At 69.1% G+C, this 20,830-nt stretch carries 19 protein-coding genes; 17 read left to right on the forward strand and 2 right to left on the reverse strand.

Annotated elements, in window-relative coordinates; genetic code table 11:
• From VGC47_09485 to VGC47_09505, 5 genes are all read left to right on the forward strand, one after another.
• The coding region (locus VGC47_09485; protein ID HEX9855534.1) for a thiamine pyrophosphate-dependent enzyme at window positions 1–672 on the forward strand (672 nt) is incomplete at its 5' end.
• Window positions 669–1,577 (forward strand): transketolase C-terminal domain-containing protein, encoded by a 909-nt coding sequence (locus VGC47_09490; protein HEX9855535.1) that lies wholly within the window; start codon window positions 669–671, stop codon window positions 1,575–1,577. The genes VGC47_09485 and VGC47_09490, both read left to right, overlap by 4 nt.
• A 193-nt stretch (window positions 1,578–1,770) precedes the next feature.
• Window positions 1,771–3,027 (forward strand): MFS transporter, encoded by a 1,257-nt coding sequence (locus tag VGC47_09495; protein ID HEX9855536.1) that lies wholly within the window; start codon window positions 1,771–1,773, stop codon window positions 3,025–3,027.
• Window positions 3,024–4,079 carry a class I SAM-dependent methyltransferase gene (locus VGC47_09500; protein ID HEX9855537.1) on the forward strand — a complete coding sequence of 352 codons (1,056 nt, stop codon included), beginning with the start codon at window positions 3,024–3,026 and terminating at the stop codon, window positions 4,077–4,079. The genes VGC47_09495 and VGC47_09500 overlap by 4 nt, the downstream gene beginning before the upstream one ends.
• A 70-nt stretch (window positions 4,080–4,149) precedes the next feature.
• The gene (locus VGC47_09505) at window positions 4,150–4,665 is read left to right on the forward strand and encodes a pyridoxamine 5'-phosphate oxidase family protein (GenBank protein ID HEX9855538.1); all 516 of its coding nucleotides are present in this window, start codon (window positions 4,150–4,152) and stop codon (window positions 4,663–4,665) included.
• A gap of 20 nt (window positions 4,666–4,685) precedes the next feature.
• Here the strand turns inward: VGC47_09505 and VGC47_09510 are convergent, their stop codons facing one another.
• A complete protein-coding gene (locus tag VGC47_09510; GenBank protein ID HEX9855539.1) occupies window positions 4,686–5,069 on the reverse strand; it encodes a nitroreductase/quinone reductase family protein in 384 nt (127 codons plus the stop codon).
• A 137-nt stretch (window positions 5,070–5,206) separates the two neighbouring features.
• On the opposite strand from VGC47_09510, the gene VGC47_09515 reads away from it, so the two are divergent.
• The 12 genes from VGC47_09515 (at window position 5,207) to mgtE (ending at window position 19,865) form a co-directional block, all read left to right on the forward strand.
• Window positions 5,207–6,391 (forward strand): winged helix DNA-binding domain-containing protein, encoded by a 1,185-nt coding sequence (locus VGC47_09515; protein HEX9855540.1) that lies wholly within the window; start codon window positions 5,207–5,209, stop codon window positions 6,389–6,391.
• A 48-nt stretch (window positions 6,392–6,439) separates the two neighbouring features.
• A complete protein-coding gene (locus VGC47_09520) occupies window positions 6,440–7,603 on the forward strand; it encodes a HAMP domain-containing sensor histidine kinase (GenBank protein ID HEX9855541.1) in 1,164 nt (387 codons plus the stop codon).
• Between the two features lie 138 nt (window positions 7,604–7,741).
• On the forward strand, window positions 7,742–8,761 hold the full coding sequence (locus tag VGC47_09525) for a hypothetical protein (GenBank protein HEX9855542.1): 1,020 nt from the start codon (window positions 7,742–7,744) through the stop codon (window positions 8,759–8,761).
• A gap of 126 nt (window positions 8,762–8,887) precedes the next feature.
• Window positions 8,888–10,066: an ROK family transcriptional regulator gene (locus VGC47_09530; protein ID HEX9855543.1), complete on the forward strand. Its 1,179-nt coding sequence runs from the start codon at window positions 8,888–8,890 to the stop codon at window positions 10,064–10,066.
• Window positions 10,063–11,049, forward strand: a complete 987-nt coding sequence (locus VGC47_09535) for an ROK family protein (protein ID HEX9855544.1) — start codon at window positions 10,063–10,065, stop codon at window positions 11,047–11,049. The genes VGC47_09530 and VGC47_09535 overlap by 4 nt, the downstream gene beginning before the upstream one ends.
• The gene (locus VGC47_09540) at window positions 11,046–12,476 is read left to right on the forward strand and encodes an ABC transporter substrate-binding protein (protein HEX9855545.1); all 1,431 of its coding nucleotides are present in this window, start codon (window positions 11,046–11,048) and stop codon (window positions 12,474–12,476) included. Before VGC47_09535 ends, VGC47_09540 begins: the two co-directional genes overlap by 4 nt.
• A 77-nt stretch (window positions 12,477–12,553) precedes the next feature.
• Entirely contained in the window at window positions 12,554–13,720 is a 1,167-nt protein-coding gene (locus VGC47_09545) for a sugar ABC transporter permease (GenBank protein HEX9855546.1), read from the forward strand.
• Window positions 13,717–14,625, forward strand: coding sequence for a carbohydrate ABC transporter permease (locus VGC47_09550; GenBank protein ID HEX9855547.1), 909 nt, complete (start codon window positions 13,717–13,719; stop codon window positions 14,623–14,625). Before VGC47_09545 ends, VGC47_09550 begins: the two co-directional genes overlap by 4 nt.
• Window positions 14,622–16,223: a glycoside hydrolase family 3 N-terminal domain-containing protein gene (locus VGC47_09555; protein ID HEX9855548.1), complete on the forward strand. Its 1,602-nt coding sequence runs from the start codon at window positions 14,622–14,624 to the stop codon at window positions 16,221–16,223. The genes VGC47_09550 and VGC47_09555 overlap by 4 nt, the downstream gene beginning before the upstream one ends.
• Entirely contained in the window at window positions 16,220–17,377 is a 1,158-nt protein-coding gene (gene nagA / locus VGC47_09560) for an N-acetylglucosamine-6-phosphate deacetylase (protein ID HEX9855549.1), read from the forward strand. The genes VGC47_09555 and nagA overlap by 4 nt, the downstream gene beginning before the upstream one ends.
• A complete protein-coding gene (locus VGC47_09565; GenBank protein ID HEX9855550.1) occupies window positions 17,364–18,392 on the forward strand; it encodes an SIS domain-containing protein in 1,029 nt (342 codons plus the stop codon). Before nagA ends, VGC47_09565 begins: the two co-directional genes overlap by 14 nt.
• 75 nt (window positions 18,393–18,467) lie before the next feature.
• Window positions 18,468–19,865: a magnesium transporter gene (mgtE, locus tag VGC47_09570; protein ID HEX9855551.1), complete on the forward strand. Its 1,398-nt coding sequence runs from the start codon at window positions 18,468–18,470 to the stop codon at window positions 19,863–19,865.
• Between the two features lie 47 nt (window positions 19,866–19,912).
• Here mgtE and VGC47_09575 read toward each other — a convergent pair whose 3' ends face one another.
• Window positions 19,913–20,803 (reverse strand): AlkA N-terminal domain-containing protein, encoded by an 891-nt coding sequence (locus tag VGC47_09575; protein HEX9855552.1) that lies wholly within the window; start codon window positions 20,801–20,803, stop codon window positions 19,913–19,915.
• Window positions 20,804–20,830: the final 27 nt, after the last annotated feature.

Genomic DNA, 20,830 nt, shown 5'->3' on the forward strand with positions numbered 1-20,830 from the left:
CGATCCAGCTTCGCCGACCTTCCCAGGCTCATGAGGCTGATGACGGGGGACGAGAAGCACTCCCCGAGCGCCCACTCGACCCTCGACGTCCTCCAGGTCCTCTACGAGAGGATCCTGCGGGTCGATCCGTCGAACCCGCACGACCCGAATCGGGACCGATTCCTGCTGTCGAAGGGCCACGGACCCATGGCCTACTACGCCGTGCTCGCAGCGAGAGGGTTCATCTCGGAGTCAGATCTGGCGAGTTTCGCCGAGCACGAGTCGATCCTCGGCAATCACCCCGACCGGGTGCTGGTTCCAGGCGTCGAGATCTCGAGTGGCTCGCTCGGGCACGGAATGCCGATCGCCGTCGGTGTCGCGCTGGGGCTGCGCGCCGCCGGCCGAGAGATCCCCAGGGTGTTCTGCCTCGTTGGAGACGGCGAGCTCGACGAAGGAAGCAACCATGAGGCGATCGCCATCGCCGGGCGGCTGGGCGTCGGCAGCCTGACGGTCATCGTCGTCGACAACGGCTCGAGCACGCACGGCTGGCCCGGCGGGATCGCATCGAGGTTCACGACCGAAGGCTGGGCCGCCGAGACCGTCGACGGGCACGACCACGACGCCTTCGAGCGGGCGGTACGTGTGAGGCACACCGCTACACCTGGAGTGGTGGTCGCCGAGGTGACGCCGTGAGGCATCGATTCGGCGAGACGGCAACCGCCCTGCTCGACGAGCGCCCCGACGTCGTCGTCGTGCTGGCGGACATCGGCACCGCCCGCTTGGCGGAGACCGGAGCGGCGGAGCGCCACTCCACCCGTCTCATCAACGTCGGAATTCGCGAGCAAGCGATGGTCGCGGTGGCGGCCGGTTTCGCGCTCGAGGGTTTCAGGCCGATCGTGCACAGCTACGCCCCCTTCCTCGTGGAGAGGCCCTTCGAGCAGCTGAAGCTCGACTTGGGACACCAGGGCGTCGGGGCAGTACTCGTGTCCATCGGCGCCACGTTCGATGCTTCCACCGAGGGCCGCACCCATCAGTCGACTGGAGATGTCGCGATGGTATCGAGCCTCCCTGGATGGCGAGTTCACGTCCCGGGACACCCGGACGAGGTGGAGCCTCTGCTGAGGGCGGCCGTGGAGGGAACGGGCTCGGAGTACATCAGGCTGTCCGCCGCGTCGAACCGCAAGCCGATGGCGCGACGTCCCGGCGAGGTGATTCCGGTTCGCCACGGATCGACGGGAGCACCCGTGGTGCTGGCCGTCGGGCCGATGCTCGACGTGGTGCTGGCAGCCACCGCCGCTCGGGACGTGACCGTGGCGTACGTGGCGACCGTGCATCCTCTCGACCGGCGAGCCGTCAGGGCGCTCGCATCGAGCGCCACGGAGATCGTCGTCGTCGAGCCATACCTGGCAGGCACGTCGGCGGCGGGCATCGCGGCTGCCTTGTGGGACAAGCCGCACCGGCTGCTGTGCGTGGGGGCACCGGCCGCCGAACTGCGCCGCTACGGCACGCGGGAACAGCTCGAGGCGGACGCCGGGCTCGACGCGGCAGGGATCGCCGCGCAGCTCGCAGGATTCCTCGACCTCGTGCAGGCGGCGTGAGCGAGACATTCGTGGTCGCCGATGCAACCGTGTGTCGTCCCCTGATCACAGGCCGTGCTGCTTGTGATCAGGCGATCACAGGGTTGCTGCCTGTGATCAGGCGATCACAGGCGGTCGCGCCCGGGCGATGCGCGGCACACCCACAACGGCGAGGTAGTTTCCCGGCAACTCCCCCTGCACGAACGAGCACCAAATCTTCAGAACCTTCTTCGTCGACGTATCGCCCCTCCGAGAGTCCCGCGAGTACCGGCTTCTCTTCGGCGGCCAGATCATCTCGTTGCTCGGCAGGCAGCTTGCGCTGGTGGCGGCTCCGTTCCAGCTCTACGAGCTGACAGGGTCGACGCTGGCCGTCGGTCTCCTCGGCCTCGCCCAGTTCCCAGCGCTCGTCGTCGGCTCGTTCTTCGGAGGGACCCTCTCGGACGCATTCGACCGTAGGAGGATCCTGATGATCGTCCAGGTCATCATGGCGGCCACCAGCGTCGGCCTCGCCGTCAACGCAGGGCTCGAGGCGCCGACGGTCTGGGCCATCTACGCCTTCACGACGGCCAACGCCTTCTTCTCCGCCATCGACTCGCCCGCTCGCAGCGCGATGATCCCGAGGCTCGTCTCGGCCGCACGGCTCCCGTCGGCCTTCGCCCTCAACATCCTCGAGTACACAACGGGGGCCGCCGTCGGCCCGGCGATCGCCGGTTTCATCATCGGGAGCGCCGGCATCGCCGAGGCTTTCTGGATCGATGCCGGCTCCTTCGCGATCGCCCTGTTCGCCCTGTTCCTGATGCGTCCACTTCCGCCCGAAGGCGGCGGAACCGCGGTTGGGTGGTCCTCCGTCGTCGAAGGATTCCGATTCCTGCGCGGCAAGCAGGAGCTCAAGGGCGTGTTCGCCGTCGACATCTCCGCCATGGTCTTCGGGATGCCGCGGGCGCTCTTCCCCGAGTTCGGGTTGAGCGTGCTCGGTGGCAATGCCCAGACGGTCGGCCTCCTCTACGCAGCCCCCGGTATCGGCTCCGTTGCGGCCGCAGCCACTTCCGGATGGGTCGGCAAGGTGACGCAGCCCGGCAAGGCGACCGTCGCCGCCGTGCTCGTGTGGAGCGCCGGGGTGGTCGGATTCGGACTGTCGCCGACGGCGTTGCCTGCCATCCTGTTCCTCGTCATGGCAGGTGCAGGGGACGCAATCTCTGCGGTGTTCCGGCAGACGATCCTGCAGGTGACGACTCCCGATCGCCTGCGGGGGAGGCTCTCGGCCGTCCAGATCGCGGTGGTCGCCGGCGGGCCCAGGGTCGGCGACGCCGAGGCCGGAGTCGTCGCCGGTGCCTATGGCCCGCGCGTTTCCGCCTGGACGGGCGGGCTTGCGTCCGCCATCGGCGCCGTCGTGGTTGCCTTCGCCTACCCGGCGTTCCGCGATTGGCGCGACCCGGAGACGTCACGCGGGCAAGAGAGGAGAGCGGGATGACGAACCAGGACATCGCACTCGAGGACCGCATCGTGTCGGCTGCGACGGCGGCGCTGGAGCTGCTGTCGATCCACTTGGGGAGGCGCCTCGGCCTCTACCAGGCGGTCACCGTCCCGCGCACTCCCGGCGAGCTGGCGGCCGCGGCGGGCATCCACGAGCGCTACGCCAGGGAGTGGCTCGAGCAGCAGGCCGTGGCGGGTCTCGTCGACGTGGCGGCGCCGTCCCCCAAGTGGGACGAACGCTCGTACGTGCTCACCGACCACCACACGGCAGTGCTCATCGACCCCGAGCACCCGGCCCACGTGGCACCGCTCGCCGACATGTTCGCCGGCATCGCCGGGGTCCTCGACGACGTTGCGGCCGCCTACCGAACCGGTGGCGGAGTCCCGTACGCCGAGTACGGGACGATCTTCAGGAACGGCCAGGCAGGCATCAACCGGCCGGCCTTCACCCACGATCTCGTCTCGTGGCTCCAAGCGGTCCCCGACGTTGCGGCTCGCCTCGCCGAAGGAGGCAAACTCGCCGACCTCGGCTGCGGAGCCGGCTGGTCGACGATCGCCCTCGCCACGGCGCTTCCCCACACCGAGGTGATCGGCTACGACTCGGATCCGGCGAGCATCGCGGACGCCGCGGCGAACGCCGCGGAGAGAGGCGTCGACGTCGCCTTCGAGCTCGCCGACGCCTCAGCCCTCGAAGCACACGGTCCTTTCGACCTCGTCGTGATCCTCGAGGCGCTCCACGACATGGCCCGGCCGGCCGAGGTCCTGGCGGCGGCGAGGCGAGCGCTGGCGTCCGACGGGGCCGTGCTCGTCGCCGACGAGAAGGTCGCAGACGAGTTCACGTCGCAGGGCGACGAACTGGAGAGGATGATGTACGGGTGGAGCATCGTCCACTGCCTCCCCGCCGCACTCGCAGAGTCGCCTTCTGCGGCGATCGGGACAGTGATCCGGCCTGCGATGGTCGAGGCGCTGGCCGCCGAAGCCGGGTTCTCGGCGGTGCATGTGAGCGACATCGACGCAGGCTTCTTCAGGTTGTACGGCCTGAGGGTGTGACCGTGCTGCCGGTTGCGATGACGCCGGATTATCTTCCGACCACCGACAACGCAGCGAGGAAGGGCTCGTCATGTCGACCGAACACCGACCGCAGGTCGATCGACCGATCATGCCGGCTGGCTACGGAGTGCCCGGGTCGCCGGACGGACTCCTCTCGTGGCAGGCAGTCGAGGAGAGGCTCCGATCGGCGCATGTGTACTGGATGGCGACGAATCGGCCGGACGGCAAGCCGCACGTCGTGCCACGGTGGGGGGTCTGGGTGGATGGAGCTTTCTGGTACGACGGGTCACCCGAGACGCTCCACGCCAGGAACCTCGCCTCGAATCCGAGCTGCGTGCTCCACCTCGAAGACGGGTCGGCCGCCACCATCCTCGAAGGAACCTCCGGAGCGGCGACGCCGCCTGCCCCGGAGCTCGCTGCTGCCATCTCGGCGGAGTTCATCCGCAAGTACGAGGAGCACGGGTACGCGCCCGGCCCCGACTCCTGGAGCGGAGAGCACGCAGGCGGCCTCTCCCGTTTCGTGCCGGCCAAAGCATTGGCGTGGCAGGAGTTCCCGAAGGACGTGACCCGCTTTCGGTTCGACTGACACGTCGTCAGCGCCGCGAGTCAGCCGGCGGGTCGGAACTCGATCAGCGGGGAGGTCTCCACCCAGTGCTCGATGTCTGCCTCCACCTCGGCCGGATCGACCCCCCAGCTCTCGACGCGGACCCTGCCGATCACGCGGCGCTTCTCGTCACGATCGGTGATGACGTCGGCAATCGCAGCCAGGTCGTGGGTGAGGCCCCTCTTGAAGTGGACCGTCATCGCAGGATCAGCGACGAGGTTGGCGATCCAGTCGCGCGAGAACCCTGGTCGCCCTGTGATGTAGTAGCGACCGTCGAGGTTGTGGAAGTAGATCTCGATGCGCCTCGCCGTGCCGGACTTTCGGCCCGTTGTGGTGATGTCGACGATGCCGCCGCGCTGTAGTGCGCTCTCGAGTGATTGGTCCATGCGGGGTCAACCCGGGCATTCTCGACGTATTCCGGGGTCACGGCTCGTGGCCGGCCGACGCCTGGCACGCCGGCAGAGGCACACGAGGTAGCGCCCCAGCTCGCCTTACTCGAACCTGCCCGCTCTACCCTCGCAACGTGGGCGGGACGCGGATCCAGATCGACGATGGGCAGCGACGGGCTCGTCTGGGGAGACGCCACCACCTCGCGAAGGCGGCGGCCGACGTCGCAACGGCGGCGAGATCGCTCGTGGGGCTCCACTCGTCCGACCCGGCATCGGTGTACCTGGCGGCGCAAGCCAGGGTCGCCGGTGTCACGCCCGATGACGTCGCAGCCGCCCTCTACGACGAACGATCGCTCGTGCGGGTCCTCGGCATGCGCCGCACGATGTTCGTGGTGCCCACCGATCTGGCGAGGGTCATCCACGCCGCCGTGACGCAGCATCTGGCGGCAGGCGAGCACACCCGCACGATCAAGATGCTCACCGACGCAGGCGTCGCAGACGCCGAGGCCTGGCTGGACGGTGTCGCCGAGGCCACTGTGTCTGCTCTGCGCCGCCGAGGCGAGGCCGTGGCCACCCAGCTGCGCGACGACGTCGCCGGGCTCCGTGAGAAGGTGAGAGTCGGAGTCGGCACGAAGTGGGAGGGAGACATCGGACTGTCGACCCGCACGCTGTTCCTCCTCGCCACGGAGGGGAGGATCGTGCGCGCCAGACCGCGCGGGACCTGGATCAGCACGCAGTACCGCTGGGCGCTGGCCGAGGACTGGCTCGGCGAGCCGCTGGCCGGGATCGCCCCGCGAAGGGCAGCTGCCGACCTGCTGGGAGCCTGGCTGCGGGCGTACGGTCCCGGCACCCTCGTCGACATGAAGTGGTGGACGGGTTGGACCGTCGCCAAGACCAAGGCGGCGCTCGCGGACGTCGGAGCCGTGGAGGTCGATCTCTCGGATGGTATCGGTTTCGTGCTCCCCGGGGACATCGAGTCGGTGGACGAACCGGACCCGTGGGTGGCGCTGCTCCCCGGGCTCGACTCGACCGTCATGGGTTGGAAGCAGCGCTCCTGGTACCTCGGTGACCACTCGGCGAGGCTGTTCGACAGCAACGGCAACGCAGGGCCGACCGTGTGGTGTGACGGCCGGGTCGTCGGGGGTTGGGCGCAGCGGCGCACGGGCGAGGTCGTCACGGAGCTACTCGACGATGTCGGTCGGGCGCGACGTGCCGTCATCGACCGCAAGGCCGCCGAGCTGGAGGAATGGATCGGCGACCTGCGGGTGACGCCCCGGTTTCGGACTCCGTTGGAGCGCCTCATCATCGCCGAGGACTGAGGCGCGCCAGCCTCAAGCGCAACAGGCAAATCGCCGAAAACCTCATTGATGGCAACGAGCCACACTCTCCATCATCGCGACGAGCTCGAGTTGATCGCCTCCGCCGCCGCCGTCCCGATGCTCATCGTCGACTACACCCCGATCATCGAGCACTTCGCAGGTTTGGCGCCGCCCGAGGTGGCGCTGCGGCTGGCAGACGACGGAGAGCTGATCCGCTGCCTACGGCTGCCGCGCGTCCTCGCCGTGAGCCCGCAGTGGATCGACCTCTACGGGTCCCCGCTCGCCCCCGAGCCGCCCGACCTCGATGCACGCCAGTTCACGCCTGCCACCCACCCCGACCTCGCCACCTCGATGCGGCTCCAGTTCCTGGCGCCCTTCACAGGTGAGACGTCGATCGTCCGTGAGCACTCGGCGCCCACGATGCTCGGCGACGTCGTGGTCCGATCGCATTGGAAGGCGGCTCTCGACGGCGGCCGGCCGGATTACACGAGGGTCGTGATCGTCGACCACAACGTCACGGACCTGCGGGCGGCTCTCAGATCGCTCGAGGACGCCCTCGAGTCGCGGGACCGCCTCGTGGCGACTGTTGGTCACGAGCTGAGGCACCCCGTCAGTGCCATGGTCGGGTTCGGGGCGATCCTCCTCGACGGCTGGGACGACCTGTCCGACGAGGAACGCAAGGAGCTCGTCGGAACGCTCGTCACACAGGCCGACGACATCACGGTTCTGATGGACGATCTGCTCACCGCCGCCACCAGCAGGTCGATGGCCGTCGCTTCCGAGCAGCTCGACATGGCGACCGTCCTGGAATCGGTCGACCTGCGCGAGGTCGACGTGATGGTGGAGGTTGGGCTTGCGGTGCTCGGCGACGCGCTGCGCATCAGGCAGATCGTGCGAAACCTCGTCGGGAACGCCCGGAAGCACGGCGGGGGGCGCGTCGAGCTCGCAGCGACGACGGCGGCGCACGGCGTCACCGTCACGGTCACCGACGACGGCGCCGGGATACCGGAGGATGTCGCCGTTCGGTTGTTCGAGCTGTTCGCGCACGGCGGGGCGTCGGGATCGCTCGGAATCGGGCTGGCGGTGTCCCGCATGCTGGCGCGCGCCATGGGAGGCGACCTGAGCCTCGTGAGCGCCCGAGGCCCGACGATCTTCGAGCTGACGCTGCCGGGCGTCGATTCGCCGGTGCCGGCATCCGGCCTACCCGGCTGACGAGAGCGCCGCACCCGCGAGGGTGCGCCACACCCGAGAGTGCCCCACCCCGAGCTCGCATCAGGTGGATCGAGCGGTTCAAGGTTGACCCGGGAGACGACGACAATTGTCCGTGACCAACTACCGAGGATGACAACCATGTCCCGCAGAATCCAGTTGCTCGTGTTCGCCTCCCTCACCGTCGTCGCGGCGTGCGGTGGGGCCGCAAGCGATGACCCGGCGACGACAGCGCCGGTCGAAACGGCGGCCACGTCGACGACCGAAGCATCCGAGACGACGTCCGCACCGACGTCCGCACCGACGACGGCGCCGACGACGGCGCCGACGACGGTCGCTCCCGTGGACACCGGCGACGCCGCTGGCCTCATTGCCTCGGTCACCAGCGCCGGGAACGACGTGCAGTCCGCCGAGATGGTGATGACCTTCGCCGTCGAAGGCGTCGAGGGGCTGCCGGGATCATCCTTCGAGTTCGGCATGAACACGGCCTTCGATCTCGAGAGCCGCCTCTTCTCGATGTCGATGGACATGAGCGACCTGGTGGCCGCCGCCCCGGAAGGCGAGATCCCGCCCGAGATGGCCGACCTGTTCAGCAGCATCGAGATCCGGTCGATCGAGGACACCGCATACGTGAAGTTCCCGTTCTTCAACTCAATCCTCGGAGTCGAGACCGAGTGGATGAGCATGGCCGCCGAGGATGCCGACCTGGCGGCCGAGGGCTTCGGCGCCAACGCTCCGACGAACCCTGCCGAGATGCTCGAGGCGTTCGAGGGCTTCGAGGGAGCGACTGTCACGGAGCTGGATCGCGAGACGCACAACGGCATCGAGACGACCCATTACGCCATCGTCGTCGACATGGAGCAGGCGACCGAGCTCGCCGACCCCGCGGATCTCGAGGACCTCGAGCAGTTCGGCGCCTTGCCCGGGGGTGAGCTGCCGATCGACCTCTGGGTGAGCGATGACGGTCTCATCCGCAAGCTGCAGATGGTGTACGCCGGCGATGGGCTCGAGCTCTCCCCCGAGCAGACGTTCGAGTCGATGACGATCACGATGGAGGTGACCTCCTACAACATGCCCATCGTCGTCGAGGCACCGCCCGCCGGCGAGGTCACCGACGTATCCGACATCGCAGGCGACATGTTCTCCGGCTTCACCGGCTGAGCACCGCCGTCTTGCGTCCCCCCATCGCTTCGATGCGGCGAGGGGACGCAAGAACGAAGCCCGAACGGAGCAAGACCGTACAAACTACTTGCGGAGGTTTGTTTGTTTAGTTAACTTTCATTCCTGATGTCCCTCGCACCAATCCGCTCGACGACCGATCTGCCGAAGGCGACGAAGCGCGATGCCCGGGTCCGCAACCTCAGAACGATCCTCCAGGCGCTCTACAGCGGGCGCGCCTCCACCAGGGCCGAGTTGTCACGAGCGACCGGACTGACGCGAGCCGCCGTCTCGAACCTCGTGTCCGAGCTCATCGACGAGTCTCTCATCAACGAGGCGGGCACCTCGGCCAACCCGCTCGGGGGCAAACCGGCGACCCTGCTCACGGTCAATGAGGCGGCCCGCACCATCGTCGTCATCGATCTGGGCCACCGTCCGATCCGCGGCGCGCTCCTCGACCTCGCCGGCACCGTACTCCATCGCGAGTCCCACTCTCCCGCCAACGGTCGCCCTTCGGTCGACGACGTCGTTGCGCTCGCCTCCCGACTCCTCGCCTCGGCGACGACCCCGGTGCTCGGCATCGGGGTCGGCACGCCGGGTGTGGTGGATGCGAACGGAACCGTCGTCGAGGCCTCGAACCTCGGCTGGCACGACGTCCCGCTCGCCGACCTTTTGACCGAGCGGCTCGGACATCCCACGGTGGTCACGAACGACGCCCACGCCGCAGCCCTCGGCGAGCTGCGCCTCTTCGAGACCGACGCCGACAGCCTCGTCCTCGTCGAGCTCGGCGAGGGTGTCGGAACCGGGCTCGTCCTCGCCTCCTCGATCCACCGCGGCGATCACGGCGCCGCCGGGGAGCTCGGCCACGTCGTCGTCGACCCGGAAGGTCCCCTCTGCCGTTGCGGCAAGCAAGGCTGCCTCGAAACCTTCGCCTCGGTGCCGGCGATCATCAGGAGAGCGGCAGGCGGCCTCGACCCGGACTCGATCCCGTGGACCCGGGAGGCCGTCGCCGGCGTTGCAGGCACCGCCGCCACCGACGAGGCGATCGCATTCGCCGGACGCCATCTCGGAGCCGCCCTCGCCCACGTCGTCGGCATCCTCGACGTGACACGTATCGTCGTCACCGCCGAGCTCGAGGGTGCGGACGACGCCCTGGTCACCGCCGTCGACGGGGAGCTCAGGCGCCGCCTCTTACGGGCGACGGCCGAGCATGTGACGGTCGAGGCGACCCGGATCGGGCCTGATCTCGTCCTCGCCGGTGCCGGCGCAGCCGTGCTGGCCGATCAGCTCGGAGTCGTCCTGCGATGAGCGACCTCATGGGCGGGATCGACATCGGCGGTACGACGATCGACTCCGTCGTGCTCGGGCCGGACCGCACGGTCCTCGGCAGAGACACGCGGCCGACCCTCGTCATGGCAGGCAGGCGGCTCATCGACTCGGTCCTCGAGTCCTTCTCCGAGGCACTCGCAGCGGCTGGAGAGACGATCGACCAGATCGCGGCGGTCGGCGTCGGGGTCCCGGGCAGGGTCGACCCCGAGACGGGGAGCGTCCACACGGCCGTCAACCTCGGTATCGGCGAAGAGGGCTTCCCGGTCGGCCCAGAGCTGGCACACGCCCTGGCAGTGCCCGTGACCGTCGAGAACGACGCCCGGGTGGCAGCGGTCGGGGCAGCCGACCACTACGGAGACGGAACCCCGGTGCGCCACCTCGTCTACCTGGGTCTCGGCACCGGAGTCTCGGCCGGGATCTTGCGGGACGGCCAGCTGGTGCGAGGGAGCCACGGGCTCGCGGGCGAGATCGGCCACGTGCCCGTCTTCGACGACGGAGCGATCTGCTCGTGCGGTCTCGTCGGCTGCCTCGAGACGGTCATCTCCGGGCCGGCGATCTCGAAGGCATGGCCGCAGGTCGCGTCGGATCACGCCAGACACATGTTCGCGATGGCCGAAGAGGGGCGGGAGGGCGCCCGCCGCATCGCCGACGACGTCGCCAAGCACGTCGCAACCGCCGTCCAGTGGCTGGCGGCGGTCCACGACCCGAGCCTCATCGTGGTTGGCGGTGGAGTAGCCGTCTCCGGCGGAAGAGCGCTCGCCGACCGGGTCGTCGCCGTCCTCGCCTCGCGTGTGGAGGCGTCGAGCCTCGGGAGACGTCTGTTCGACCCGGCTCGCCTCAGGTTCGCGACAGGAGAAGTTCCCATCGGGGCTGTCGGAGCGGCTGCGCTCGCGCACCAGCGCTTCACGACCGTCCTCGCCGACAGGGCAATCAGCCATGCAGAGACAGGAGGAGGCACATGAGAAGACTCACACCGCTCGTCCTCGTTGTCGCGTTCGCAGTGGTCGTCGGGGCGTGCGCCGACGGCTCGAGCACGACGACGCGGGCGCCGAGCGACACGACAACGGCGACCACAGCAGGAGAGACGACGACCAGCGGCGCCACGGAGACCACCGCGGCACCCACGACGACAGAGGCGGTGGCAACAGGCCCGTACGAGTTCCTCGATCGGGCAAAGGCCGGCGAGTTCGCAGGCACGGAGGTCGAGATCCTCGCTCAGTGGATCGACGCCGAAGCCGCCAACTTCCAGGCGTCTCTCCAGCCGTTCATCGACGCCACGGGGATCGACGTCAACTTCGAGGGGATCACCGACTACGAGACGGTGCTGCGCACCCGGGTTGATGGAGGCAACGCCCCCGATCTCGCCCAGATCGCCCAGCCGGGCCTGATGCAGTCTCTCGCTTCGGAAGGCAACCTCGTCGACCTGTCGGGGTGGTTCAACCTCGATCAGCTCTCGCAGGACTACATCGCGTCCTTCGTCGACCTGGCGACCTACGAGGGGAGCGTCTACGGGGTGTACTTCAAGGGCGACCTGAAGTCGATCGTGTGGTACCCGGTGGAAGCCTTCGCAAGCGCCGGATACCAGATCCCGAACACCTGGGACGAGCTCATCGCGCTCAGCGACCAGATCGTCGCCGACGGCAACGGGTCACCGTGGTGCGTCTCGATGGAGCACGGAGACGTGTCGGGCTGGGTGGCGACGGACTGGATCGAGGACGTGCTGCTGAGGACCGCCCCGCCGGAGACATACGACGCATGGGTCAACCACGAGATCGCATTCGACGATCCGGCGGTGCTCAACGCTGCCGGCCTCGTCGGTGAAGTGTGGTTCGCGGACGGATACGTCTTCGGTGGCACCGACGCCATCAACGGCACATGGGTCGGGGACACACAGACGCCGATGTTCGACGCGGCCGGGCCCAAGTGCTGGATGCACAAGCAGGCGGCCTGGATCCCCGAATTCTGGCCGGAGGGCACGCAAGCCGGAGTCGACAGCTCCTTCTTCTACTTCCCCCCGATCGACGCCGACTACGGGTCACCCGTGCTCGGCGGCGGTGACATGTTCGTCATGTTCGACGACAGGCCGGAAGTGAGGGCGACGCTCGAGTACCTGGCGACCGCGGAGGCCGCCAAGGGCTGGATCGACGCCGGAGGCTTCGTGTCGCCGAACCAGAGCGTGCCGCTCGACTGGTACTCGACCTACCCGAACGACGCGCTGGCCGAGATCCTCGCAGGCGCATCGACATTCAGGTTCGACGCCTCGGACACCATGCCGGCGGCGGTCGGCCAAGGATCGTTCTGGGCGGGCATGATCGACTGGGTGGCCGCCAACGGTGGCGGCACCGAGGAAGTGTTCGCCGAGATCGAAGCGAGCTGGCCGGCGAGCTGACGTAACGTGCGACGTGTTCGCTGCTCGGGGAGCGCCGTGCGTGGCGCTCCCCGAGCGTCGCAGGAGCGAGGTGACCCATGAGCCGAGCCGTGGAAGGGCGCACCAGGCGAGCCCGCGACCTGACGACGGCTCTGGCAGGGCTCGTGGCCCTCGGACTGGCGTTCGCCGGCGGCTACCTCTTCCTCAAGGCGGACGCCGGGCCCGAGAGGCTCATGACGTGGCTGTACCGCCGCATCGGCCTCGAGGGTCAGGCGGACGCCATCGCATCCAGAGGGTTCGACCCCCTGGCCGCCAAGCTGATGGTCGCCGTCGTGGCGATGCTGCTCGGCGTCGGCGGCATCTGGGGCGTCTACCTCGCCACCAACAGGCTCGTGGACCAGTTCCCCGACCGCACCGCCCGGGCCCTGCGCCCATGGGTCTTCGTCGGGCCCGCCGTCGTCATGCTCGGGTTCTACCTCGTGTTCCCGGCCGTGGGCACGCTCGTACGGGCTCTCAAAGACGACGGCGGCGTGATCGAGAACCTCAAGTTCGTGTTCACGGAGCCGGACGTCCTGTCGGCGTGGCGCAACAACGTCCTCTGGATCGTCGTCGGGACGGCGGGAAGCGTCCTCATCGGCCTGGCGTTCGCAACGCTCGTCGACAGGGTGAAGCGCGAGGCACTCGCCAAGACGTTCGTGTTCCTCCCCCTCGCCATCTCCATGGTCGGTGCGGCTGTTATCTGGCGGTTCGTCTACTACTGGAGGCCTGCAGGAGAGGAGCAGATCGGGCTCCTCAACGGAGTGTTCGCAGCGCTCGGCCGGGAGCCAACGCCGTTCCTGCAGACGCCGGTGCTCAACACGCTGTCGCTCATCGTCGTGATGATCTGGCTGCAAACCGGGTTCGCCATGGTCGTCCTCTCTGCGGCGATCAAGGCCGTGCCGACGGAGCTGCTCGAGGCGGCCCGTATCGACGGGGCGAGCGAGCCGCAGACGTTCATGCGGGTCGTCCTGCCGTCGATCCGCGGGGCGGTGCTGACGGTGGCGACGACGATCCTCATCGCAATCCTCAAGGTGTTCGACATCGTCTTCGTCACGACGGGAGGCCGATTCGACTCGGACGTGATCGCCAACCGGATGTTCCAAGAGATGATCCGCTTCAGGAACTTCGGGCGAGCGTCGATGCTGGCGGTCGCCCTGCTCCTCGTCGTCGTTCCCGTGATGGTGATCAACGTGCGGAACCTGCGTAAACAGGGAATCGGCGCATGACCGCCCCCGTGACGACCCGCCAAACGAGGGGGACCGGAGGCGCTCGCATCCACCCGGTCGGGACCGGCTTCTGGTCGAAGACGCCCGTGAGAGTCGGCGTCGTACTCATCGCCGTCACCTGGTCGATGCCGACCGTCGGCGTTCTCATCAGCAGCTTCCGTAGCCCGAACGACATCAATTCGTCCGGGTGGTGGACCGTGTTCGCCCACCCATTCGAGACGACGTGGACGTTCGTGAACTACCAGAACGTCCTCACCTCCGACGGGATGATCGATGCCTTCTTCAACAGCCTCATCGTCACCATCCCGGCGACCGTGATCCCGATCACCATCGCCGCTTTCGCGGCGTACGCCTTCGCCTGGATCGACTTTCGCGGACGTGCCTTGCTCTTCGCCGTCGTCGTCGGGCTGCTCGTCGTACCGTTGCAGATGACGCTCGTGCCGCTGCTACGGGCGTACAACGTCCTCGGCCTGACCGGCTCGTTCGTCGGCACATGGCTGGCGCACACCGGGTTCGGGCTTCCGCTGGCGGTCTACCTGCTCTTCAACTACATCTCGTCGCTTCCTCGCGACATCCTCGAGTCGGCCTCGGTCGACGGCGCCTCGCACCTCACGACGTTCACCCGCCTCGTGCTGCCCCTCTCGATGCCTGCCCTCGCCGCCTTCGCCATCTTCCAGTTCCTATGGGTGTGGAACGACCTGCTGGTCGCCCTCGTGTTCCTCGGGACAGACTCCGAGGTGGCCGTGCTCACCGCCAGGCTCAACGAGCTCGTCGGCTCCCGCGGCCAGGACTGGCATGTCCTCACCGCCGGGGCGTTCGTGACGATGATCGTGCCCGTCGCGGTCTTCCTCGGGCTGCAGCGGTACTTCGTGAGGGGCCTGCTCGCCGGGTCTGTCAAGGGATGAGTCCCGACGCGTCGACCGAGAGACCGGACATCGGCCCCCGCATGCTGCTCGCATTCGATGGACCCACCCCCCCGCCATGGCTCACGGACGTCATGGCCTCCAGCGACGTGGCCGGGGTCACGCTGTTTCGCGCCAGCAACATCGTCGACCCCGAGCAGACGAGGAAGCTCACCGCCACCTTGCAGTCGTCGCGAGGCGGGACGCTCCCGTTGCTGATCGCGGTCGACCAGGAGGGCGGCCAGCTGCGCGGCGCCGGTGCAGGCACGACGGCCTTCCCGGGGAACATGGCGGTCGGGGCGACCGGAGACCCGGCGCTGGCGAGGCGGGTCGCCTCGGCAACCGGCCGGGAGCTAGCCGCCCTCGGAATCAACGTCGACTACGCCCCCGTGTGCGACATCGCATCGAACCAGGCCAACCCGTCGTTGGGCATTCGGTCGTTCGGGGCCGATCCCGAGAGGGTCGCAGCCTTGAGCGCAGCAACCGTGTCGGGCCTTGCCGAGGCCGGCATCGCAGCCGTGGCCAAGCACTTCCCGGGGAAAGGCGAGGCGACGATCGACCCTCACTGGGCACTGCCTTCGCTCTCCGTCGACGCAGCCCGCCTCGAGTCGTTCGAGCTCGTCCCGTTCCGTGCTGCGATGTCCGCCGGGGCCTCGATGCTCATGGTCGGGCACTACGACGTGCCGGCGATCACGGGGGCCCCCGGGACGCCGACCAGCGTGAGCCGCGACGCCGTGTGGTTCGCCCGGAGCCGGCTCGGCTTCGACGGGGTCGTCATCACGGACGCCATGGACATGCACGCCCTCGGGCAAGGGGCCGAGTCGATCGTGGAGGCAATAGCCGCCCTGGCAGCCGGGGTCGACGTTCTCCTGTGCGTCGGCGACGCCTCGAGCCAGCAGGCCTTGCGGGCAGGCCTCGCCAGGGCGCTGCAGCGGGGACTGATCGCCCACACCGACCACGACGCAGCCGTGGCGAGAATCGCGGCGCTGCGAGAGCATGTGGAACCGCTCGTCCAGCCGGACCTCGACGTCGTCGGGTGCGCCGCGCACGCCGACCTGGCCGCCGAAGCGGCCGCCAGAGCCCTCACGCTGGTGAGAGACGGCGCCGTGCTCCCGCTCAGCCCGGGCCCGGACGACACCGTGGTCGCCGTGATCCCCGAGCCGCGCGACCTGACTCCGGCCGACACGTCGAGCGCCGAGCCGGCAGCATTGGGGGACGCGTTGCGCCGCCACCACGGGCGCACCGTCGAGGTGAGGACCCGGCACTCACCGACATCCGCCGACATCGAAGCGGTGCGACGCGCCGCAGCCGGAGCGAGGTACGTGGTGGTAGCGACGATCGACGCCTGGGCGAACCCTGCCCAGGCGGCGCTCGTCGACTCGGTGCTCGACCTCGGCGGAGACGTCGTGACGGTCGCCGTGCGCAACCCGCACGACCTCGTGGCATACCCCGGTGCGCCCACCTACGCATGCACGTATGGGATCGTCGAGCCATCGCTCGGCGCCTTGGCGGCTGCTCTGTTCGGCGCCGCCGGCTTCCCAGGGACGCTTCCTGCGCCGATACCCGGCCTCTATCCAACAGGTCACGGAGTCCGCACGTGAGCCTCGTGATCGGCGGAGGCAGGGTCGTCACCCCTCAGGGGACGATCGAGGCGGACATCCACGTCGCAGACGGCCGCATCGCCGGTATCGGGACGAGCCTGCGCGGCGGTGAGGCGCTCGACGCCTCCGGCTGCACGGTCGTTCCCGGATTCATCGACCTCCAGGTGAACGGCGGGTTCGGCCACGACTTCACGTCGCAGCCGCGCAGTATCTGGGATGTCGGCGCCCGGCTGCCGGAGCACGGAGTCACCTCCTTCATGCCGACGATCGTCAGTGCCGAGCGCCGCAGGATCGACGAGGCGATCTCCGTCGTCGCGGCGGGCCCGCCTGCCGGGTATCACGGCGCCGGCGTCTTGGGACTGCACATCGAGGGACCATTTCTTGCCGCCGACAGGCGGGGCGCCCACCGGCAAGACCACCTGGCGGCGCCCGACCTCGATACGGTGGCGGAGTGGCGGCCACCCGGCGTGCGGATGGTCACGATCGCCCCCGAGCTGCCGGGCGCCGAGGGGGTCGTCCGTGAGCTGGCAGGTCGAGGAGTGGTCGTCGCCGCCGGGCACAGCAGCGCCGGATGGGAGACCCTCGAGCAGGCCAAGGGCTGGGGCGTGACGCACGGCACCCATCTGTTCAACGCGATGTCGGGCGTCTCGCACCGCCACCCCGGGCTCGCCGGATTCCTACTCGCCGATCCCGACCTGACCTGCGGCATCATCGTCGACGGATGGCACCTCCACCCGGGCGCGGTCCGGCTGGCATGGCGCGCCAAGGGACCAGGCGAGATCGCCCTGGTCACCGACTCCATGGCCGGCCTCGGGATGGCTGATGGAAGGTATTCACTCGGCGGAGTGACCGTAGATGTGACGAGCGGGGTTGCCCGCACGACCGAAGGCCGCCTGGCGGGCGGCGCCGCCTCGTTCGACACCGCATTGCGCCTACTCATCGAAGCCACCGGATGCCGCCTCGAGGAGGCCGCCCTGGCAGCGGCCACCACCGCCGCCACGATCATCGGCGACCGCGAACGGGGCCGCCTCCTGGAGGGGGCGATCGCCGACCTCACCGTGCTCGACGGCGACCTGGCCGTCGCCGCAACGGTCGTCGGCGGATCCGTGGCCCACGAACGCGGACACGAGGGGCGTGACCATGGCGATGCGTGACGAGATCCTCCAGCAGCCGGAGCGCCTCGAGGCACTCCTCTGCGACGGTCCCGCCGAAGCCGCGGCAATCGCACGGTCGATCGCGGGCCGGTTCCAGCATGTCGTCGTCGCCGCCAGGGGGTCGTCGGACAACGCCGCCCGGTACGCCCAGTACCTCTGGGGAATCCACAACCGACTCGTCGTCACCCTGGCGGCGCCTTCGATCTTCAGCCGGTACGGCGCCAGGCCGTCACTCGAGGGGGCGCTCGTCGTCGCCGTCTCTCAATCGGGGCAATCCCCGGACCTCATCGAAGTCGTCTCCGCCGCAGCCGGCCAAGGCGCCCCGACGATCGCCATCACGAACGACGTCCATTCCCCGCTTGCCGGTGTCAGCGACTTCGTCATGTGGATGCGAGCGGGCGAAGAGCGAGCAGTGGCCGCCACGAAGACGTACACGGCGTCGCTGACCGCCGTGGCCCTCCTCTCCGACGCCATGGATCCCGGCGCCGGGCTCGTCGACGATCTGCGACGAGTGCCCGCCGCCGTCGCCGCGGCGCTCGACGACGAGGACCACGTGGCGGAGGTCGCAGCCGCGCTGGCCGCCGAGACGGCCTGCGCGGTGCTGGGCCGCGGCTATCACTACGCGACCGCCTTCGAGTGGGCGCTCAAGCTCGAAGAGCTCGCATACATCGTCGCCCAGCCACACTCGACCGCCGACTTCGAGCACGGTCCCCGGGCGATGGTCGGGGCCGGCTTCCCGGTCCTCGCCGCCGTTGCCGACGGCCCGCTCTTCGCGGAGGCCGCGGCGCTCCTCGAGGACCTCCGGGTCGATCGCCGGGCGACGACCGTCGCCATCACGAACCGTGGCGACCTGGGGGCGACGCACCTCCTCCGGATCGATGCGGACATCGCCGAGCGGTGCGCCCCGATCGTGGGGATCGTGCCTGCTCAGCTGTTCAGTCATCACATCGCGATCGCCAAGGGCCATGACCCCGACAACCCGCGCGGCTTGGAGAAGGTGACCCGCACCCGATGAATCGCTGCCGATGCCGCCCGGAAGGTCCGCGGTACGATGCCACGTACATGGAGCCGATCCTGAGGTGGCTGGTGGATGAGGCGGATCGTACGGACGCCGCGGGAGATGGCTCGGTCGCTGCGCCTCCTGGCGCGCCGTAGGCCGCGTCACGCCGAGGATTACCTGCGAGGTCACGCCACCGAGTGGCCGGCTCTCGCCGAGGCGAGCCCGAGCGACGCCGCCGACATCCTCGAGGCGATCGACGAGGAGATCGCCGGCGAGCTGATCGCCGATCTCGACCCTGGGAAGGCGGCGGAGCTGCTCGAGGAGCTGCGCGACGACCTCGCCGCCGACATCATCGAGGACCTCACCACCGAAGACGCCACCAGGCTCCTCGAGGAGATGCCCCCTGAGGCGGCCGCCGATGTGCTGGCGGCCGTGGACGACGCAGCCATCGTCAACGACCTGCTGGACAGCATGCAGGCGGAGAGTGCAGTCGAGATCCGCGAGCTGCTCGCCTACGGCCCGGAGTCGGCCGGCGGCCTGATGACGACTGACATCGCCGCCCTCCCGATCGGCATGACGGTCGGGGAAGCCGTCGAGCGGATCCGCGGGCTCCACGACGAGTTGGAGGACCTCTCGTACGTGTACATCGTCGATCCGCACGGTCGCCTGATCGGGGTCGTCTCGTTCCGGGACCTCGTGTTCCGGCGCCCGGGTGATGGGCTCGACGAGGCGATGCTGCCGAGCCCGATCTCGGTGACGACTTCGACCGACCGTGAGGAGATCGCCGACCTCGTGCAGCGCTACCACCTGTTCGGGCTGCCCGTCGTCGACGACGAGGGCCGGCTCGTCGGCATGGTCACGACCGACGCCCTCATCGAGGCGATCCAGGAAGAGGCATCGGAGGACTTCGCGGTCGCGGTCGGCACCAGGGCGGAAGACTCGGTCTACGTCCCGGTCAGAGAGTCGATCCGGCACCGCCTGCCGTGGATCGCCATCGACATCGTCATGTCGGCGCTGGTCGTCTGGTCGGTCACCCAATTCGATGAGGTCCTCACCACGTTCGTCGTCCTCGCCGCCCTCATGCCCCTCGTCGCCCGGATCGGCGGCGACTCCGGGGCGCAGAGCCTGGCCGTCGTCATCAGGGGGCTGGCGACCGACGGGATCCCCGGGAGCGACGTGACTCGGGTGATCGGTCGGGAGGTGTCCATCGGAATCGTCAACGGTGCGGTGATCGGCGTCCTCGCCGGCGGCCTCGGCTACGGGCTACAGACACTCCGAGCCGGGCCTGATCCGTACCGGGTCGGCCTGGCCATGGCCGTGGCGGCATGGGCCAACCTCGTGCTGGCGGGCCTGGCAGGCGCCGCCATTCCCCTCACCCTCCGCAAGTTCGGGTTCGACCCTGCGCTCGGGTCGAACCTGTTCCTCACGACGTTCACGGACCTGGTCGGATTCGCCGGTTTCCTGGCGGTCGCCACCGCGTTGCTCTGAGAACGGCCGCCACGACCCCGCAGACCTCGGTACCGCAGGAAGCGGGCTCAGTCGGGCCGCGCGTCGGCGAGCGAAGCCCACAGGTGCATTGCGGCATACGCCCTCCACGGTCGCCACGCCTCCGACTGGGCGGCCAACTCGCTTCCGGGGGCGAGCCTCTCGATCGCCCTTCGCAACCCGAGGTCGCCTGTCGGCATCGCGTCGGGGTCGCGAAGGGCCCGCATCGCGATGTAGTCGGCGGTCCACGGTCCGATTCCCTGGATGGCGAGCAGCCGGCGGCGCCCCAGCCGGGAGTCGGCGGCACGATCGAGCACGACGTCGCCTGCCGCGACGGCGGCGGCGAATCGGGTGACGGTGTCGCGCCGCGATTGCGGCATCCCGATTCTCGACAGGTCGGCTGCTGCGACGTGCCGAGGCGTCGGGAACAGATGGGTGACCGTGCCGGCCGGGGTCTCCAGCGGCTCGCCCAAGGCCGCGACGAGCCGGCCCGCCAGCGTCGAGGCACCCTTGACCGTCACTTGCTGCCCGAGGATCGCCCTGACACCGAGCTCGAAGGGGTCGAGCGTCCCCGGAACCCGCAGTCCGGGACGCCGAGCGACGAGCGGGCGCAACAGCCGGGAGCCGCTCAGGTGCCGGTCGACGACGTGCGGGTCGACGTCCATGCCGAACATGACGCTGATCCCGGCCACGAGGGCTTCGGTGAGCGACGAGCGCCGGGACGTGGACAGCCGGATCCCGGCGGGGCCGGCGTCGACCGTGACGACGGTCGCCCCTCCCTCTGAGGCGATGGAGCGCCGGTAGCTGAGGGCATCTGCCTCTTCGACGCCCGGAATGGCTCGGGCTGCGACGAAGTCGAAAAGCTCCTGTCTGGCGAATGGTTCGTTCACAGGGAGGAGGCGCGCCGATCCCGGCGCCGATCCTCTCCCGAGACCCGTCATCGCCGGCACCATACGTCTTCACCGAGG

The organism is Acidimicrobiia bacterium (assembly GCA_036396535.1).
Classification (GTDB): domain Bacteria; phylum Actinomycetota; class Acidimicrobiia; order Spongiisociales; family UBA5794; genus DASWKR01.

Excerpts from the sequence above, each read along its gene's own strand:
- VGC47_09500 (HEX9855537.1), top strand. The coding sequence starts at position 3,024 with ATGACGAACCAGGACATCGCACTCGAGGACCGCATCGTGTCGGCTGCG.
- VGC47_09505 (HEX9855538.1), top strand. The coding sequence starts at position 4,150 with ATGTCGACCGAACACCGACCGCAGGTCGATCGACCGATCATGCCGGCT.
- VGC47_09510 (HEX9855539.1), bottom strand. The coding sequence starts at position 5,069 with ATGGACCAATCACTCGAGAGCGCACTACAGCGCGGCGGCATCGTCGAC.
- VGC47_09520 (HEX9855541.1), top strand. The coding sequence starts at position 6,440 with ATGGCAACGAGCCACACTCTCCATCATCGCGACGAGCTCGAGTTGATC.
- VGC47_09525 (HEX9855542.1), top strand. The coding sequence starts at position 7,742 with ATGTCCCGCAGAATCCAGTTGCTCGTGTTCGCCTCCCTCACCGTCGTC.
- VGC47_09530 (HEX9855543.1), top strand. The coding sequence starts at position 8,888 with ATGTCCCTCGCACCAATCCGCTCGACGACCGATCTGCCGAAGGCGACG.
- VGC47_09535 (HEX9855544.1), top strand. The coding sequence starts at position 10,063 with ATGAGCGACCTCATGGGCGGGATCGACATCGGCGGTACGACGATCGAC.
- VGC47_09540 (HEX9855545.1), top strand. The coding sequence starts at position 11,046 with ATGAGAAGACTCACACCGCTCGTCCTCGTTGTCGCGTTCGCAGTGGTC.
- VGC47_09545 (HEX9855546.1), top strand. The coding sequence starts at position 12,554 with ATGAGCCGAGCCGTGGAAGGGCGCACCAGGCGAGCCCGCGACCTGACG.
- VGC47_09550 (HEX9855547.1), top strand. The coding sequence starts at position 13,717 with ATGACCGCCCCCGTGACGACCCGCCAAACGAGGGGGACCGGAGGCGCT.
- VGC47_09555 (HEX9855548.1), top strand. The coding sequence starts at position 14,622 with ATGAGTCCCGACGCGTCGACCGAGAGACCGGACATCGGCCCCCGCATG.
- VGC47_09565 (HEX9855550.1), top strand. The coding sequence starts at position 17,364 with ATGGCGATGCGTGACGAGATCCTCCAGCAGCCGGAGCGCCTCGAGGCA.
- mgtE (HEX9855551.1), top strand. The coding sequence starts at position 18,468 with ATGAGGCGGATCGTACGGACGCCGCGGGAGATGGCTCGGTCGCTGCGC.
- VGC47_09575 (HEX9855552.1), bottom strand. The coding sequence starts at position 20,803 with ATGACGGGTCTCGGGAGAGGATCGGCGCCGGGATCGGCGCGCCTCCTC.